A 16300-nucleotide genomic window follows, 5' to 3' on the forward strand; every position below is an offset into this window, starting at 1 on the left:
GTGCGACGGGAAAGGCGCTCATTACCCATGGGTTACCCAGCCCGGAGCGGGGTCAGACAGTGCCGTGCGTCTCCCGTCGCCCGCCACCGGCGCGCTCTCCCGCCAGGTCCGTGGCCTCGCCAGCACCCGGGCGAGGGACTCCACCACCTCCGGAGCGTAGTCACCGGCGGTGCCGAGGCGCAGTTCCTCCAGCGCCCGCAGGAGCCCCTCGGGGCCCGCGTCCCGGGTCTTCTCCTCGAAGGCGTTCACGGCCCGGATGATGCGGGCCTGGACGGGCTGTTCGCGGTAGGGGTCCGCCTGCCGTTCCACCATCACGGCGACGGCCGCCGACACCCCGGTCTGCCGTACGACCGCCCCGCCGAGCAACGCGATCCGCCGCTGCTCCGCGACGGGCAGACCGGCGGTGGCGCCGCCCGGGACCGGGTCGACCAGGCTGAGCTGGCCGATGTCGTGCATGAGGGCCGCGTACTCCAGAACGGTCAGTTCACCCCCGGTCAGGCCGAGGTCCCGGCCGACGGCGAGGCTGAGCGCGGCCACGCGGCGGGCGTGCCCGGCGGGGGTGCAGCCGGCTATCTCGGTGGCGCGGGCGAGGGAGGCGATGGTCTGCCGGTAGGTGGCGCGGACGGCGGCGTACCGGCGCAGGGACAGCTGGGTGAGCAGCAGGGGCAGGCAGAACACGGGCAGCGCCCACAGCCCGGCGACGGCGACCCCGAGCGCCATCACCGCGCCGGTCGCACAGACGGCGGAGCCGATGCCGAGCAGCCCGCGCAGCTCCTCGCGCAGCAGCGGGCCGAACGGCCAGCGGGTGCGGGAGTGGGCGAGGGCGGCGGCCAGGACGGCGTCGCACAGAGCGGTGAGGCAGAGCAGCGCGACCAGGAGGAGGGCGTGGGCGTGGCCGCTCCAGGAGTCGAACACGCCTCTGTGGCAGAGGGGTTGGAAGCAGACGGCGGCGAAGCCGACGGTGAGCACGCGGCGGGCCAGATGGTCGAGGGTGGGGGTGCGTCCGTGCCAGATGTGCGGGACGGCGCCGAGCAGGGCGGCGGCGAGGACCACGGTGACGACCTGCGCCGCGTCGTGGTGTGTGGGCCGCCCGGCCTCCGCGCCGAGCAGGGCGTACGACAGCGAGCCGGCGGTGGCGAGGGGCGCGGCCTGCCGTACCGGGGCGCCGCTCCACCGGGTCAGCTCGCCGACGGCTGTGAGCACCCCGAAGGCGAGCGCGACGTCCCGTTCGTGCAGCCCCGTCCACAGGGTGACGGCGAGGCAGCCGGCCGCGACGAGGGCGGCGGCGCCGTGAACGGCCCGCAGGGCGGTCACCGGGGTGCCCCGGTGACCGGTTCCCGAGCCCGGCCGTCGTACGCGGACTCGTCGGCGGTGACCGTGGGGTGCCAGCCCCACCGGCCCAGCGCCCGGACGAGCGCCCCGACCATGCGCGGGTCGAACTGCGCGCCGGCGCAGCGCTCCAGCTCGGCCACGGCCGCCTCGACCGGGCGGGCCCGGCGGTAGGAACGGGTGGAGGTCATCGCGTCGAAGGCGTCGGCGACGGCGACGATCCGGGCGCACTCGGGGATCCGGTCGCCGACGAGGCCGTACGGGTAGCCGCTGCCGTCGAGGCGTTCGTGGTGGTGCAGGATCGCCGCGCGGGCCTCGCCGAGGAAGGAGATCCCGCGGACCATCTCGTGGCCGTACTCGGGGTGCAGTTCGATGATCCGGCGTTCCTCGGGGGTCAGCGGGCCGTCCTTGCGCAGCAGCCTGGTGGGGACGCCGAGCTTGCCGACGTCGTGCAGGATGCCGGCGAACCGCAGCACCTCGACGCGGTCGTCGTCCATGCCGAGTTCGCGGGCGATCATCACGGAGGCCTGGCCGACGCGTTCGCTGTGGCCGCGGGTGTAGCCGTCCTTGATGTCCACGGCCTGGACCAGAGCGCGGATGGTGGCCTGGTGGGCGGCGCGTTCGCGGTGGTACTGGGCGAAGATCCACCAGGAGACGCACATCGGCAGCAGCACGAGCAGGGCCGCGACCGGGCCGTACGGGCTGCGCCACAGCACGGCCATCATCAGCCCGGCGAGCCCGTGCACCGCCACCGGCGCGAGGGAGCGCGACAGCAGCCCGCGCCAGGCCCGGCGCAGCGGGACGCCGAGGGCGACCGCGCGGATGCCGCCGTCGAGGGCGGTGAGGATCAGGCAGAAGGCGAGGACGGCCGCGCCGGCGGGCAGCAGCGCGTACGGGAAGTCGGAGGCGACGACCGCGTCCCGGCCGCCGAGCGCCCAGTGCACCCAGGCGGCTCCCCACACGGCGAGCGCGGGCCGCGCGGCCCGCCAGACCCGACGCGGCCACGCGGGCCCGTGGTCGCCCGGCCAGAACAGGGCCGCGGGCAGCGGGACCAGCGCGGCGGCCGGCGGCGGCAGCAGGAACGCCCCGGCGAGCAGCACGGGGTAGAAGGTGCCGCCGAAGCGCCGGCGGACGACGTGCTCGCAGGCGGCGTAGAGCGCGGCGAGCAGGCCGAGCGCCCACCAGGGGGCGCGCACCGTCGCCAGCGGCGGCAGACAGAGCAGCGCCAGCAGGGCGACGGCGGTCACACAGCCGCGTGCCCTCGCCGGTACCGCCTCCATCGCGCGCCCTCCCCGACCATGCCTGTCCAGGCTCGGAGCGTAGGGCGGCGATCGGGGGTGCGGGGCCTATGACCTGAGGATTAGCACGTTCGGGTGATGGCCCGGCGGTCAGTTCTCCTGCGGGGCGGCGGTCACGTCGTGCTCCGGCACGGTCCCGCCGGAGCGGATCAGGTCGATCCGGCCCATGACCTTGGCTCGCAGGTCCGCGGGCACGTCGTCATGGCCGCAGCACCGCTTGACCAGCTTCTTCACGGCCTGCTCCAGGCCGTACTTCTCCAGGCACGGAGAGCATTCCTCGAAGTGGTGCTGGAACTTGTCGCGATCGACTTCCGGCATCTCGCTGTCGAGGAACTCGTACAGATGGTCGAGGACCTCACTGCAGTCCGTCTCGTGCGGCTCTCCGCAGCTCATGAGCCCGAGCCTTTCGCTTCGTTCGACTCTCCGGCGCCCGCCGGGACCAGCCCGCGCTCACGGGCGTAGTCCTCCAGCATGCCGCGCAGTTGACGGCGGCCCCGGTGCAGCCGGGACATCACCGTACCGATGGGTGTCCCCATGATGTCCGCGATCTCCTTGTACGCAAAGCCCTCGACGTCCGCGAGATAGACGGCGATGCGGAACTCCTCGGGGATCGCCTGCAGCGCTTCCTTCACGTCCGAGTCGGGCAGGTGGTCGAGCGCCTGCGACTCGGCGGAGCGCAGGCCCGTCGACATGTGCGACTCGGCGCGGGCGAGCTGCCAGTCCTCGATCTCCTCCGCGGCGGAGCGCTGCGGCTCACGCTGCTTCTTGCGGTAGGAGTTGATGAACGTGTTGGTGAGGATCCGGTACAGCCACGCCTTGAGGTTGGTGCCCTCACGGAACTGGTGGAAGGACGCGTACGCCTTCGCATAGGTCTCCTGCACCAGGTCCTCGGCGTCGGCGGGGTTGCGCGTCATGCGCAGCGCGGCCGAGTACATCTGGTCGAGGAACTCCAGCGCGTCCCGCTCGAAGCGCGCACTGCGCTCCGCGGTCGACTCGCCGGCCGCCTCCGCGCTCACGCCCTGGCCCTCGGGCTGCTCCGCCTGGCCGTTGTCGGTCCCTGCGTCGGTACCGGTGACCGGACCCACCTCCTCAAGATCCCGGGCAGGACCGAGACCGGTCCCACTCGATTCGGAGGATAGAACACGACCCGTGCCTGCCGCCCCTCGAATAGGAGCGGTCTTGGCCGCGTGCAGCACCGTCCAGTCCAGGTCGGCGCCACGCGTACGGCTCGGGCAGATGGTCGAACCCATGCGGCGGACTTCCTCTCCTACGACGTCGGTGCCGAGGCCTCAGCACTTCTGTCCGCCTCAACAGAGGGTCAGCGCGCAACATTCCCGGGGGTCACCCGAGTGACGCGGTCCACTGCACGACACCCTCGGTGATGATCTCCAGGGCCCGCTCCTGGGTGAGCTCCGCGCGCTTGGGGACCGCGAACCCGTGATCGCCGTACGGCACCTCGATCAGCTCGTGGTCGCCCTCGGGGAACTCCTCCGGCCTCCCGAACGGGTCGTTGCCGCCCTGGACGACCAGCGTCGGCACCCCGGCGCCCAGCAGCTCCTCGGCGCGGGACTTCTCCGGCCTGCCCGGCGGGTGCAGCGGGAAGCTGAGCGCGAGCACGGCGTGCGCGCCCAGCTCGGTCGCGGTACGGCAGGCGACCCGGGCCCCGGCGCTGCGGCCGCCGGAGATCACCGGCAACGCCATCCCGGACAGCGCCGGCCAGATGCCGCGCCAGCCGGTGTCCAGGGTCTTCGGCGCCGGGGCGACCTTCTTCCCGGCGACGCGCCAGGGCTGCTCCACGAGGGCGACGGTCACCCCGTGCGGGGGGAGGGCCCGCGCGAGCGCCTGGAGGTCGCGCGCCTCGATGCCGCCGCCGGCGCCGTGGCCGACGGCGAGGACGAGTCGGGGTTTCTTCGCCTTGTGCCAGGTGATGCGGGCGGTACCGGCGTCGGTCTCGACAATCTCGATCACGCTAGAAGAGTGTGCCCTCTTCCGGCGCCTCGAGCTCCTTGAGCAGCTCCGGGCCGTTGTTGCGGACGTTGCTGACGGCCGTGGAGACCGGGTAGGCGCGCATCAGGCCGGGCGGGGGCGGGGCCAGCAGGTCGCGCAGCCGGTCCGGTTCGGTGCGGGCGGGGTCGAGCCAGGCGTCCCAGCGGTCCGGGGTGAGCATCAGCGGCATCCGGGGGTGGATGTCGACCAGGGCGTGCGGGCCGTCGGCCGGGGCCACGGCCAGCGGGGTCGTCTCCGCCTCGGTGGTGATCACCGTGCAGGTGGCCCACCAGGCCTGCGGGTGGTCGTCGGGCAGGGTCCGGTCGCGCCAGAACTCGTACAGCCCGGCCATCGCGAACACCGAGCCGTCGGCCGGCAGCACGAAGTACGGCTGCTTGCGCGGCCGCTTCTTCTTTCCTTCGACCTCCAGCTCGCGCTCCTGCGTGCCGGTGACCCACTCGTAATAGCCGTCGGCCGGGATGATGCAGCGGCGGGCGGCGAAGGCCCGGCGGTAGGCGGGCTTCTCGTGCACGGTCTCGGCCCGTGCGTTGATCATCCGGGCGCCGCCCTCGGGCGTCTTGGCCCAGGAGGGCACCAGTCCCCACTTCAGCCTGCGCAGCTGGCGAACCGGGCGCGGGGAGTCCGCGTCTTTCAGGGGACGGTCGAGGACGGCGTAGACCTCCTTGGTCGGGGCCACGTTGTAGTCCGGCTCCAGGGTCTCCTCGGGCTCCCTCCCCCAGAGGCTCGACTCCGCTCGCCCTGGGGGGACCCCCATCTCGATCTCAAAGATTCCTGCGAGATCCTCGGGCCTACGACTCGATGCATACCGTCCGCACATACGTGCCACACTGCCAGACTCCGCACAAGGAGAGGGAGCCACTCGGACATATGGACAGCCTCGCCGCCCTCGCGCTGCCCGACCTCTGGGACCGGCTCACCGGCACCCAGCCCGACCCCGCCCTGTGGGTGGTGCTCACCATGGCGGCCGCCGCGCTCGCCGTCGTCGTCCCGCACACCCTGTGGCGGATATCCCGCAACGCGATCACCATCGCGCACGAGGGCGGCCACGGACTGATCGCGCTGCTCACCGGCCGGCAGCTCACCGGCATCCGGCTGCACTCCGACACCAGCGGCCTCACGGTCAGCCGGGGCAAGCCGTACGGGCTCGGCATGATCCTGACGGCGGCGGCCGGGTACACGGCGCCTTCCCTGCTGGGACTGGGCGGGGCCGCGTTGCTGGCCGCGGGCCGGATCACGCTCCTGCTCTGGGTCGCGACGGCACTGCTGGTGGCGATGCTGGTGATGATCCGCAACGCGTACGGCGTCCTGACCGTGCTGCTGGCGGGGGGTGCCTTCCTGCTGGTGTCCTGGCTGACGGGGCCCCAGGTGCAGGCCGCGTTCGCGTACGCCGTGGTGTGGTTCCTGCTGTTCGGCGGGGTACGGCCGCCGTTCGAGCTGCAGCTGAAGCGGTCCCGGGGTGGCGCCGGGGACTCCGATGCCGACCAGCTGTCCCGCCTGACGCACGTGCCGGCGGGGCTGTGGCTGTTCCTGTTCCACGCGGTGTCGCTGAGCTCGCTGATCGGCGGGGGCCGCTGGCTGCTGATGCTGTGAACACCGGGACCGGGCGCATCCGTACCTGACAGGTCCTGCCGCGTTTCGGTGGGGTTTCGGCACTTTTGATCGAGTTCTGCGACCGTCCCCAGCCACTAAAGTGGGGCGCATGACCGTGAACCCCGCACACACCGCCCTCTGGCCCGCCCCGCACGCGAGCGGAGCCGTCGACGCGACGGTCCACGTGCCCGGGTCCAAGTCGGTCACCAACCGCGCGCTGGTGCTGGCCGCCCTCGCCTCCGAGCCCGGCTGGCTGCGCCGCCCGCTGCGCTCCCGCGACACCCTGCTGATGGCCGGGGCGCTGCGCGCGATGGGCGTGGAGATCGAGGAAGGAGTGGGCCCGGACGGCACCGGCGAGGCCTGGCGGGTCCTGCCGACCGGCCTGCACGGCCCGGCCACGGTCGACGTCGGCAACGCCGGCACGGTGATGCGCTTCCTGCCGCCGTTGGCCGCGCTGGCCGACGGTCCCGTCCGGTTCGACGGCGACCCGCGGTCGTACGAGCGTCCCCTGCACGGCGTGATCGACGCCCTGCGGGTGCTCGGCGCCCGGATCGACGACGACGGCCGGGGCGCACTGCCGCTGACCGTGCACGGCGGCGGGGCCCTGGACGGCGGCCCGGTGTCGATCGACGCCTCCTCGTCCTCCCAGTTCGTCTCCGCCCTGCTCCTGTCCGGCCCGCGCTTCAACCAGGGCGTCGAGGTCCGCCACACCGGCGGCACCCTGCCGTCCATGCCGCACATCCGGATGACCGTCGACATGCTGCGCGCGGTCGGCGCCCAGGTGGACACCCCGGAGTCGGGCGGCGAGCCGAACGTGTGGCGGGTGACGCCGGGCGCGCTGCTCGGCCGGGACCTGACGATCGAGCCGGACCTGTCCAACGCCCAGCCGTTCCTGGCGGCGGCCCTGGTCACCGGCGGCAAGGTGCTGATCCCGGACTGGCCGGAGCGCACCACCCAGCCCGGCGACCGGCTGCGGGAGATCTTCACCGAGATGGGCGGCTCCTGCGAACTCACCGAGTTCGGGCTGGTGTTCACCGGTTCCGGTGCCGTCCACGGCATCGACGTGGACCTGGGTGACGTGGGCGAGCTGACCCCGGGCATCGCGGCGGTCGCCGCCCTCGCCGACTCCCCCTCGACCCTGCGGGGCGTGGCCCATCTGCGGCTGCACGAGACGGACCGGCTGGCCGCGCTCACCAAGGAGATCAACGAACTCGGCGGCGACGTCACCGAGACCGCCGACGGCCTGCACATCCGCCCGCGCCCGCTGCACGGCGGCGTCTTCCACACCTACGAGGACCACCGCATGGCGACGGCCGGCGCGATCATCGGTCTCGCCGTCGAGGGCGTGCGGATCGAGAACGTGGCGACGACGGCGAAGACCCTGCCGGACTTCCCCGAGCTGTGGACCGGGATGCTCGGGCAGTAGGGACGTACACCATGCGCCGCTACGGCAAGCACACCGACGAGGACGACATCCGCTCCCGCCCCAACCGCAAGGGCAACCGGCCACGGACGAACATCCGGCCCAAGCACGAGGACGCCGCCGAGGGCCTGGTCCTCACGGTCGACCGCGGCCGGCTGACCTGCCTGGTCGAGGACCGGACCGTGATGGCGATGAAGGCCCGCGAGCTGGGCCGCAAGGCGGCGGTGGTCGGGGACCGGGTGGCCCTGGTCGGCGACCTGTCCGGCGCGAAGGACACGCTCGCCCGGATCGTGCGCATCGAGGAGCGTACGTCGGTGCTGCGGCGCACGGCCGATGACGACGACCCCTACGAGCGCGTGGTCGTCGCCAACGCCGACCAGCTGGCGATCGTCACGGCCCTGGCCGACCCGGAACCGCGCCCGCGTCTGATCGACCGCTGCCTGGTGGCGGCCTTCGACGGCGGCCTCGAGCCGCTGCTGGTGATGACCAAGTCGGACCTGGCCCCGCCGGACAAGCTGCTGGAGCTGTACGGCGCCCTGGACATCCCGTACGTCGTCACCAGCCGGGAGGAGCTGGAGACCGGGGACGCCGCGGACCGGGTGCGGGAGCATCTGCACGGCAAGGTCACCGCGTTCGTGGGCCACTCCGGTGTCGGCAAGACGACGCTGGTGAACGCACTGGTCCCGCTGGAACGCCGGCGTACGACGGGCCATGTGAACGCGGTGACCGGCCGCGGCCGCCACACCACGACGTCCGCACTCGCCCTGCCGCTGTCCGATGCGGACGGCTGGGTCGTCGACACCCCCGGGGTCCGCTCCTTCGGCCTGGCGCACATCGACCCGTCCCGGGTGATCCACGCCTTCCCGGATCTGGAACCCGGCACCGAGGGCTGCCCGCGCGCGTGCAGCCACGACGAGCCGCACTGCGCGCTGGACGCGTGGGTCGAGGAGGGCCACGCCGACCCGGCGCGCCTGTACTCGCTGCGCCGGCTGCTGGCCACGCGGGAACGCAAGGAGGGCGACTGAGGCGGCCTGCGTTGTTTGCCGGGGGCCGGGTCCGGTAAGTGCATACTCGCACCGAGCCGGAGATCCGGATCAACGGGAGGACAGCGCATGGCGTGGCTGCTGGTCATCGTGGCCGGGATTCTGGAGACCGGTTTCGCCGTGTGCCTGAAGCTCTCGCACGGTTTCACCCGCCTCTGGCCGACCGTCGCCTTCGCCTCCTTCGCCCTCGGCAGCTTCGGCCTGCTGACCCTGTCCCTGAAGAAGCTCGACGTGGGCCCCGCCTACGCGGTGTGGACCGGTATCGGCGCGGCGGGCACCGCGATCTACGGCATGGTGTTCCTGGGCGACCTGGTGTCCACCCTGAAGATCGTCTCGATCAGCCTGGTCATCGTCGGGGTGATCGGGCTGCAGTTGTCGGGGTCGGCGCACTAGGGGCGCGGGCATGGACTTCGAGCAGGGCACCGGCCCGGTCCGGCACCTTGACCAAGGGGAATGGCTGGCCCGGTTCGCCGACCGCATCCTGGTGGTGTGTCCCGGTTGCGGCGGCCGGGCGGACGTCGCCGAGCGCCCCGGTCTTCCGGCCCTCAGGTACTACTCCGAGCTGTTGTTCCGGCCCCGTCGGCTCACGTGTGCGGCATGCGGCGCGAACGCGGAGTGGAAGGCCGCCGTGCGGGGTGGCGGGCTGGTCGCGGCGCAACTCGGCGGGACCGAGGACCCGTTCTTCCTGCGCCCCCTGTGGCTGCAGACGCGCTGCGCAAGCCGCGTCCTGTGGGCCTACAACGTGGCGCACGTCGACGCGCTGGCCGGCTACATCCGTGCCACGCTGCGCGAGGGCGGGACCGGGGCCACGCGGGCCATGTTCCCGCGACTGCCCCGGTGGATGAAGGAGTCCCGCCACCGCGCCGAGGTGCTGGCCGGCCTGGAGCGGCTGCGCACGCTGGCGGAACGCCCGGCGCCCGCGCACCGATCCGACGCCGCCCACGAGCGCGGCGACCACGCCCGGCCGTACGGGGCTCGGTACTTCCGCGGCGGACCGTACTGAGACCGGAGCAACAGAGACCCGGGAATCACACCGCCTGGCGCGGGACGACCGCTCGGATCAGCTCGGCCATGCCGCCCTCCTCCGGTGGCGCCGCGACGCAGGACAGGGCGAGGCGTACGGCCAGTTCGCAGGGGCGGGCCAGCTCGGCGGCGTCGGCGGGGGTGGCCGTGGGGCCCGCGAGGGCGGCGACCGCGCGGTCCCGCACGATCCGTACGAAGTCGCGGGGCGTGGGCAGCGGGCCGTCGGCGCGGCGCTGCGCCGGCACCGAGGAGGAGGACGGGACGGCGGCGAGCGGCGGGGTGGGCAGCCGTTCGCTCCAGCAGCCGGTGAGCATGGCCCGTACCAGCGCGTTGCCCCGCGCGGCGGAGCTCGTCCACTCGGCGACGGCGGTGAGCCGTTCCCCCGGCTCGCCCGGCCCGGCGAGGGCCCGCTCCACTCCGGCGAGGTATCCGTCGGCCTCCCGCCGCACCAGCGCCCGCGCCAGTCCGTCCTTGCTGCCGAACTCGTTGTACAGGGTCTGCCGGGACACCCCCGCCGTCGCGGCCACGTCGACCATCCGCACCGCGGACCACGGCCGGCGCGCGAGGGCCGTACAGGCGGCGTCCAGGAGGGACTCCCGGGCAGCAGGCATCATCGCCTCCCTGGGGGCGGAGCGGCTCTGCGCCCAGATTTGACGCGCTTGTATGCACTGTCAAGGGTTCGCGGGGGTTCGGGCGCCGGGTTCGCGCCGGTGGGCGGCGGGGGTGCCCCCGCTGGAGCGAAGCCGAGAGCGGAGAGGCACCCGGCGAGCGACCCGACCCCCCGGCCGGCCGCAGCGCCCGCCCCGTCAGGGAGCCAGCTGCAGCAATCGCAGCCACCCGCCCGCAGCACAGGCCCCGACACCGCCCGCCCCTGCTAGCCCCCACCACCCCCGGCGGATACCGTTCCTTTCATGCCGGACTACCTAGACGACCTGCGCCTGGCCCACGTCCTCGCCGACGCCGCCGACGCCGCCACCATGGACCGCTTCAAGGCCCTCGACCTGAAGGTGGAGACGAAGCCGGACATGACCCCGGTGAGCGAGGCGGACAAGGCGGCGGAGGAATTGATCCGCGGCCAGCTCCAGCGCGCCCGCCCCAGGGACGCGGTGCTCGGGGAGGAGTACGGCATCGAGGGCTCCGGCCCCCGCCGCTGGGTGATCGACCCCATCGACGGCACCAAGAACTACGTCCGCGGCGTCCCCGTGTGGGCGACCCTCATCGCGCTGATGGAAGCGGGCGAGGGCGGCTTCGAGCCCGTCGTCGGCCTCGTCTCCGCCCCCGCCATCGGCCGCCGCTGGTGGGCCGCGAAGGGCCACGGCGCCTTCACCGGCCGCAGCCTGACCTCCGCGAGCCGCATTCACGTCTCCGGCGTCGGCAAGCTCGAGGACGCGTCCTTCGCGTACTCCTCCCTCTCCGGCTGGGAGGAGCAGGGCCGCCTCGACGGCTTCCTCGACCTCACCCGCCAGGTGTGGCGCACGCGCGCGTACGGCGACTTCTGGCCGTACATGATGGTCGCCGAGGGATCCGTGGACATCTGCGCGGAGCCGGAGCTGTCGCTGTGGGACATGGCCGCCAACGCGATCGTCGTCACGGAGGCCGGCGGCGTCTTCACCGGCCTCGACGGCCGTCCGGGCCCGCACAGCGGCAACGCGGTCGCGTCCAACGGCCTGCTGCACGACGAGTTGCTGGGGTATCTCAACCCGCGCCAGTGAGGCACGGGAGTACTCCCGGTACGCCCTCAACTGGCGCCACGCGCCCCCTTGTTGACCCGTCCTTTACCTGGCACTCTGGGTACACCCCCACTTGTGAACTTGTGAATTCGGGAACTAGCGCACCGGATTCCTAGGAGGTGGCCCCACCCATGCTCGTCCGAGACGCCATGAGCACGGTGATCCTCACCGTCGGCCCTGCCCACACCCTCCGCCAGGCAGCCGCCCTGATGTCCGCCCGCCGCGTCGGCGCCGCCGTCGTGCTCGACCCGGACGCCGGCGGCATCGGCATCCTCACCGAACGCGACATCCTGAACTCGGTCGGCCTCGGCCAGAACCCCGACACGGAACGCACCCACGCCCACACCACCACCGATGTCGTCTTCGCGGCGCCCACCTGGACCCTGGAAGAGGCCGCCCGCGCCATGGCCCACGGCGGCTTCCGGCACCTCGTCGTCCTCGACCGCGGCGAGGTGGCCGGCATCGTCTCGGTCCGCGACATCATCCGCTGCTGGACCCCGGCCCGCGAGCCCGCACCGGCGCTCTGACGCCCCGGACGCCCTGAACACGCGGAACGGGCCGGACCCCGAGCACCGTGGGGTCCGGCCCGTCCAGCGACACCCGATGTGCCGCCGGCTCAGCCGCGCAGCGCCTGCACCGCCGCCTCCAGCCGCTTGCCGAAGTCGGCGTCGGCCTGGCGGAAGTTGCCGATCGCGCGCTCGACGATGTCCTCGCGGGAGACCGGCGCGAGCGCACCCGCCAGGTTCTCGACCAGACGCTCCTTCTCGTCCTCCGACATCAGCCGGTAGAGGTTGCCCGCCTGCACGAAGTCGTCGTCCTCGGCGTGCACCGGCGTCGGGTGGCCACCGGTGGAGCCGTCGACGGAGACGGGCTGCCACAGCGGACGGCCGGTCTGCTGCGGCCCGCCGAAGCTGTTCGGCTCGTAGTTCTTCGCGCCGCCGTGCCGGCCGTCGTACAGGAAGCCGTCACGGGAGTTGGTGCGCGCCTCGGTGGCGTGCGGGCGGTTCACCGGCAGGTGGTCGGCGTTGATGCCGACACGGTAGCGGTGCGCGTCGCCGTACGCGAAGAGGCGGCCCTGGAGCATCTTGTCGGGCGAGGGGCCGATTCCCGGCACGAAGTGCGCGGGGCTGAAGACCGACTGCTCGACCTCGGCGAAGATGTTCCGCGGGTTGCGGTTCAGCTCCAGCCTGCCGATCTCGATGACCGGGTAGTCCGCGTGCGGCCAGACCTTGGTCAGGTCGAACGGGTTGAAGCGGTACGTCGCCGCGTCCGCCGCCGGCATGATCTGCACACCGACGGTCCAGCTCGGGAACTCCCCGCGCTCGATCGCCTCACGCAGGTCGCGCTGGTGCGAGTCGGGGTCCTTGCCCGCGAGCGCCTCGGCCTGCGCCGCCGTGAGGTTCTTGATCCCCTGGTCGGTCTTGAAGTGGTACTTGACCCAGAAGACCTCGCCGGCCGCGTTGTTCCACTGGAAGGTGTGCGAGCCGAAGCCGTCCATGTGGCGGTACGACGCCGGGATGCCGCGGTCGCCGAACAGCCAGGTCACCTGGTGGGTCGACTCCGGCGACAGCGACCAGAAGTCCCACACGTTGTCGGCCTCGGTACTGCCGGTGTACGGGTCGCGCTTCTGGGTGTGGATGAAGTCCGGGAACTTGATCGCGTCCCGGATGAAGAACACCGGGGTGTTGTTGCCGACGAGGTCGTAGTTGCCCTCCTCGGTGTAGAACTTCAGCGCGAAGCCCCGCGGGTCACGGACCGCGTCCGCCGCGCCGAGGTTGCCCGCGACGGTCGAGAAGCGCAGGAAGACCTCGGTCTCCTTGCCGGCCTCGGAGAGGAAGGCGGCGCGGGTGTACGGCGTGACGTCGGCGGTGACGGTGAAGGTGCCGCAGGCGCCCGCACCCCGCGCGTGCACGACCCGCTCCGGAATGCGCTCCCGGTTGAAGTGGGCGAGCTTCTCCAGCAGGAGCTGGTCCTGGACGAGGACCGGTCCGCCGACGCCCGCCGTCTCGCTGTTCTGGTTGTCGGCGACCGGAGCACCGGCCTCCGTGGTGAGCGGTCCCTGCGTCACGCGCGCCTCCTGCGTCATTCCTGACCGGTCCTGTCCCAGTCCTGTCCTGTGGCCAAAGCCGTTCTGGATCCTACATTGGACTCAGTCCAAGTCAAATATCAATCCAAACTCACACCTATTCCCGTCCTGGTCCCCCTTGCTGTTAGGCTGTTGTCCATGAGTGACCTTCTGGAACGGCTGCGTGGACGCGGATGGCGGATGACCGCGCAGCGGCGCGTCGTCGCCGAGGTCCTCGACGGCGACCATGTGCACCTGACGGCCGACGAGGTCCACGCCCGGGCTGTCGCGAAGCTGCCCGAGATCTCCCGGGCGACCGTCTACAACACGCTGGGTGAGCTGGTCTCGCTCGGCGAGGTGCTGGAAGTCACGACGGACAAACGCGCCAAGCGCTACGACCCGAACGCACACCGGCCGCACCACCACCTGGTCTGCGCCCAGTGCGGAGCGATCCGTGACGTCCACCCCCTGGGCAACCCGCTCGCCGACCTCCCCGACACCGAGCGCTTCGGCTTCACGGTGTCGGACGTCGAGGTGACGTACCGCGGGCTGTGCCCGGACTGCGCGAAGGCGTAACCCACCGCTTCTTCGGAGCCCCGGCGGCCGCCGGGGCTCTTTGCGCACCCCGGGCTCTTCGCGCACCCCGGGCTCTTCGCGCACCCCGGGCTCTTCGCGCACCCCGGGCTCTTCGCGCACCCCGGGCTCTTCGCGCACCCCGGCGCCTTTGCGTACACCCGGCGCTCTTTGCGTATGTGCGACGAGCAAAAACCGAGGGCCGGAACCCATCTCTGGATTCCGGCCCTCGGCCTTCAGTAGCGGGGACAGGATTTGAACCTGCGACCTCTGGGTTATGAGCCCAGCGAGCTACCGAGCTGCTCCACCCCGCGTCGGTGAACACGACATTACGTGAGGGAGGTCGACGGAAGCAAATCGGTTCCCCGGGACGTGGCCGGGCTCACCTGGTCACGCTGAAAGTTCCTCCCGCAGCGCATCCCGCAGCCGCCCCGCCCGCTCCGACACCTCCGCCGGGCCCAGCTCGACCGCGCGGTCGGCCCAGCGCTGCCCCTCCGCCAGCTCACCCCGACGCGCGTAGACAAGGGCCAGCCGCAGCGCCGCCCGGCCGTGCCCGGCATCCGCCGCCCGCGTCCACCACACCGCGGCCTCCGGCTCGCTCCCCTCCCGCGCCAGCAGCAGCCCGAGGTTGAAGGCGCCGTTGCGCGACCCGGCCTCCGCCGCCGCCCGGTACCAGCGCGCCGCCTCGACCACGTCGCCCCGCGCCGCCGCGAGCATCCCGACCCGCACCTGGGCCCGCCGGTGCCCCTGGGCCGCCGCCCGCTCGTACCACTCCTCGCACTCGGTCCTCTCGTGCACGATCTCGCCGAGCTCGTGCGCCGGCTCCGGCGGCCGCCGCGCGTCGAGCAGCGCCGCCAGCCGGTACGCCGCCTCCGCGCTGCCCCCGCCCGCCGCGCACCGCAGATGCCGCTCGGCCTCCTGCTCCTCGCCCGCACGCAGCCGGGCGATCCCGACCTGGAGCGCGGCCTCGGTGTGCCCGGCGGCGGCCGCCCGCTCGTACCAGCGCAGCGCCGTGGTCTCCTCGCCGCGTCCGGCGTAGAGGATGCCGAGGTTGAACGCGGCGTCCACGCTGCCGGCCTCGGCGGCCTTGGAGAACCACGGCTCGGCGCCGGTGGTGTCACCGCCCTGGAGCAGCAGGATGGCGAGCGCGTTGGCGGCCTCCCGGTGCCCGGCGTAGGCGGCCCGCCGGTACCACTGCTCGGCCTGCGCGGTGCGGCCCTGCTCGGCGCAGAGCAGCCCGAGGTTGTAGGCGCCGTTGTCGTCACCGGCGTCCAGCGCCGCCCGGTACCAGCGCTCGGCGGTCTGCGTCTCGCCGCGCTCGGCGTGCAGCGCACCCAGCGCGTTGGCCGCGTTGCCGTCGCCCTCCTGGGCAGCGCGCAGCCACCACACGGCCGCGCTCTCGGTGTCCCCGGCGTCGCGCAGCAGGAAGCCGAGCGCGCAGGCGGCCCGCGGCTCGCCGTCCTTGGCGGAGGTCAGGTACCAGCGCCCGGCCTCCTTCAGTTCCCCGCGCTTCTCCAGGATCGCCCCGAGGTGCAGCGCGGCCCGCCGGTGACCGCGCGCGGCGGCCTGCCGGTACCACTGTTCCGCCTCGGCGACAGCGTTGTCGGCCTCGTCCTCGCGCCCTGCGGTGTCGAGCGCGCGCGCCAGCCGGTAGGCGGCCTCCCGGTGCCCCCGCTCGGCGGCGGCCCGCATCCAGTGCTCGGCGCCGACGTCCCCGCGGTGCTCCAGCAGGTCGGCGAGCGCGTAGGCGCCGAGGACATGGCCCTGCTCGGCGGACTGGCGCAGCCAGTACTCGGCGGCGGGTTCGTCCCCGCGCTCACGGTGGTAGCGGCCCAGGGCGTGCGCGGCGGCGGCGGAACCGGCGACGGCGGCGATGCGCCACCAGCCGGCGGCCTCCTCGGGGTAGCCGCGCTGGTGCAGCAGCACGCCCAGGTTGTTGGCGGCGGCCCGGTCGCCGGCCGCGGTGGCGGCCCGCAGCTGGGGTTCGGCTCCGTCGAGGTCGCCGCGGCGCAGCAGCATGGCTCCGAGGACGCTCGCCGCCTCGGCGTCGCCGTTCTGCGCGGCGAGTCCGAGGCGTACCTCCTCGGCGGCTTCCCCCATGTCGGTCATTTCGTCACGGGACGGTTCCTCACCGGAAGCCTGCGCAAATCGCCCTGACTCGAACAGAGTTGCCTTGTCCCCCATAACGTCCATCGTCGCACCACCTGCAACCTGGGTAC

17 protein-coding genes and 1 tRNA gene are annotated in these 16300 nt (G+C 72.9%); 8 read left to right on the top strand and 10 right to left on the bottom strand.

Going from position 1 to position 16300, the window contains the following annotated elements:
• Positions 1–21: 21 nt before the first annotated feature.
• The 6 genes from FB563_RS08070 to FB563_RS08095 form a co-directional block, all read right to left on the bottom strand.
• The gene (locus FB563_RS08070) at positions 22–1314 is read right to left on the bottom strand and encodes an HD-GYP domain-containing protein (protein ID WP_055705987.1); all 1293 of its coding nucleotides are present in this window, start codon (positions 1312–1314) and stop codon (positions 22–24) included.
• Positions 1311–2609 carry an HD-GYP domain-containing protein gene (locus FB563_RS08075; protein WP_142218559.1) on the bottom strand — a complete coding sequence of 433 codons (1299 nt, stop codon included), beginning with the start codon at positions 2607–2609 and terminating at the stop codon, positions 1311–1313. Before FB563_RS08075 ends, FB563_RS08070 begins: the two co-directional genes overlap by 4 nt.
• 108 nt (positions 2610–2717) lie before the next feature.
• Positions 2718–3020, bottom strand: a complete 303-nt coding sequence (gene rsrA, locus FB563_RS08080; protein ID WP_055710514.1) for a mycothiol system anti-sigma-R factor — start codon at positions 3018–3020, stop codon at positions 2718–2720.
• The gene (sigR, locus tag FB563_RS08085) at positions 3017–3712 is read right to left on the bottom strand and encodes an RNA polymerase sigma factor SigR (protein ID WP_055710515.1); all 696 of its coding nucleotides are present in this window, start codon (positions 3710–3712) and stop codon (positions 3017–3019) included. Before sigR ends, rsrA begins: the two co-directional genes overlap by 4 nt.
• 256 nt (positions 3713–3968) lie before the next feature.
• Positions 3969–4595: an alpha/beta hydrolase family protein gene (locus FB563_RS08090; RefSeq protein ID WP_055710516.1), complete on the bottom strand. Its 627-nt coding sequence runs from the start codon at positions 4593–4595 to the stop codon at positions 3969–3971.
• Position 4596: 1 nt separating this feature from the next.
• The gene (locus FB563_RS08095; RefSeq protein ID WP_055710517.1) at positions 4597–5451 is read right to left on the bottom strand and encodes an SOS response-associated peptidase; all 855 of its coding nucleotides are present in this window, start codon (positions 5449–5451) and stop codon (positions 4597–4599) included.
• 50 nt (positions 5452–5501) lie between these two features.
• On the opposite strand from FB563_RS08095, the gene FB563_RS08100 reads away from it, so the two are divergent.
• The 5 genes from FB563_RS08100 to FB563_RS08120 all read left to right on the top strand — a co-directional run bounded on the left by FB563_RS08100 (position 5502) and on the right by FB563_RS08120 (position 9693).
• A complete protein-coding gene (locus FB563_RS08100; protein ID WP_055710518.1) occupies positions 5502–6224 on the top strand; it encodes a M50 family metallopeptidase in 723 nt (240 codons plus the stop codon).
• 109 nt (positions 6225–6333) lie between these two features.
• Positions 6334–7650: a 3-phosphoshikimate 1-carboxyvinyltransferase gene (gene aroA / locus FB563_RS08105; RefSeq protein ID WP_055710519.1), complete on the top strand. Its 1317-nt coding sequence runs from the start codon at positions 6334–6336 to the stop codon at positions 7648–7650.
• Between the two features lie 11 nt (positions 7651–7661).
• Positions 7662–8672, top strand: a complete 1011-nt coding sequence (gene rsgA, locus FB563_RS08110) for a ribosome small subunit-dependent GTPase A (RefSeq protein ID WP_055710520.1) — start codon at positions 7662–7664, stop codon at positions 8670–8672.
• An 87-nt stretch (positions 8673–8759) separates the two neighbouring features.
• Positions 8760–9083 (top strand): DMT family transporter, encoded by a 324-nt coding sequence (locus tag FB563_RS08115; RefSeq protein WP_055710521.1) that lies wholly within the window; start codon positions 8760–8762, stop codon positions 9081–9083.
• A 10-nt stretch (positions 9084–9093) separates the two neighbouring features.
• Entirely contained in the window at positions 9094–9693 is a 600-nt protein-coding gene (locus tag FB563_RS08120; RefSeq protein WP_055710522.1) for a hypothetical protein, read from the top strand.
• Between the two features lie 25 nt (positions 9694–9718).
• Here the strand turns inward: FB563_RS08120 and FB563_RS08125 are convergent, their stop codons facing one another.
• Entirely contained in the window at positions 9719–10327 is a 609-nt protein-coding gene (locus tag FB563_RS08125; RefSeq protein WP_244329013.1) for a TetR/AcrR family transcriptional regulator, read from the bottom strand.
• 297 nt (positions 10328–10624) lie between these two features.
• Between FB563_RS08125 and hisN the strand changes: the two genes are divergently transcribed.
• Both hisN and FB563_RS08135 read left to right on the top strand, forming a co-directional pair.
• Complete coding sequence (hisN, locus tag FB563_RS08130) at positions 10625–11425, top strand: histidinol-phosphatase (RefSeq protein WP_055707547.1); 801 nt, start codon at positions 10625–10627, stop codon at positions 11423–11425.
• Positions 11426–11574: 149 nt separating this feature from the next.
• A complete protein-coding gene (locus FB563_RS08135) occupies positions 11575–11970 on the top strand; it encodes a CBS domain-containing protein (RefSeq protein WP_055707546.1) in 396 nt (131 codons plus the stop codon).
• 89 nt (positions 11971–12059) lie between these two features.
• Here the strand turns inward: FB563_RS08135 and FB563_RS08140 are convergent, their stop codons facing one another.
• The gene (locus FB563_RS08140) at positions 12060–13511 is read right to left on the bottom strand and encodes a catalase (RefSeq protein WP_208766286.1); all 1452 of its coding nucleotides are present in this window, start codon (positions 13509–13511) and stop codon (positions 12060–12062) included.
• Positions 13512–13667: 156 nt separating this feature from the next.
• Here FB563_RS08140 and FB563_RS08145 point away from each other — a divergent pair, with 156 nt between their 5' ends.
• A complete protein-coding gene (locus FB563_RS08145; RefSeq protein ID WP_079048896.1) occupies positions 13668–14084 on the top strand; it encodes a Fur family transcriptional regulator in 417 nt (138 codons plus the stop codon).
• 237 nt (positions 14085–14321) lie between these two features.
• On the opposite strand, the gene FB563_RS08150 is transcribed toward FB563_RS08145, so the two are convergent.
• Together FB563_RS08150 and FB563_RS08155 are read right to left on the bottom strand one after the other, a co-directional pair.
• Positions 14322–14395: transfer RNA gene (locus FB563_RS08150), tRNA-Met, on the bottom strand.
• A gap of 76 nt (positions 14396–14471) precedes the next feature.
• Positions 14472–16274, bottom strand: coding sequence for a tetratricopeptide repeat protein (locus tag FB563_RS08155; RefSeq protein ID WP_208766287.1), 1803 nt, complete (start codon positions 16272–16274; stop codon positions 14472–14474).
• Positions 16275–16300: the final 26 nt, after the last annotated feature.

Source organism: Streptomyces puniciscabiei, from assembly GCF_006715785.1.
Taxonomy (GTDB): Bacteria; Actinomycetota; Actinomycetes; order Streptomycetales; family Streptomycetaceae; genus Streptomyces; species Streptomyces puniciscabiei.